This window comes from Photobacterium sanguinicancri (assembly GCF_002265265.1).
GTDB classification, from domain to species: Bacteria; Pseudomonadota; Gammaproteobacteria; order Enterobacterales; family Vibrionaceae; genus Photobacterium; species Photobacterium sanguinicancri.
Genome location: NZ_NOIF01000432.1, coordinates 1 through 541 on the forward strand (window position 1 = coordinate 1; position 541 = coordinate 541).

The window sequence follows — 541 nt, forward strand, 5'->3', positions numbered from 1 at the left end:
GACGATCCGCGAACGGATCGCGGCTATCGAGTGCTGGTGGGCAGCCTGCCGGGCAATCTGACGCTGTTCGACGACTACTCGCATCACCCGCTTCCCGAACCGCCGGGTATCCAGTACGCGCCCGGCGCATGGTCCACCGCCGCTGGCCGATACCAAATCCTGAGCCGCTATTGGCCGCACTATCAGCGACTACTGGGTTTGCCCGACTTCGGGCCAGAATCGCAGGACCGATACGCGATTCAGCAGATCATTGAGCAGGGCGCGATGCCGGACGTGAAAGCGGGTCGCGTTCGAGAGGCAGTGCGCAAGTGCAACAACATCTGGGCTTCGCTGCCTGGGTCACAGTATGGACAGCGCACAGTGCCGTATCATGAGCTGATCGCGGCGTATCGCGCAGCAGGAGGCAGGAGTCATGCGGATGGGTGAGATGTTCAAACGGGGGGCAACGATGTTGCGGAGTATTATTGAGCCGCTGGCGGTCGCGGCCATCGTCGCAACCGCTGGGTTCATGTTTCACGCGACAGAGCAAATGGCCGCGCTC

At 62.1% G+C, this 541-nt stretch carries 1 protein-coding gene; it reads left to right on the forward strand.

Annotated features, from left to right (window positions below; genetic code table 11):
* The coding region (locus tag ASV53_RS24460; RefSeq protein WP_141226338.1) for a glycoside hydrolase family 24 protein at positions 1-426 on the forward strand (426 nt) is incomplete at its 5' end.
* Positions 427-541 lie beyond the last annotated feature (115 nt).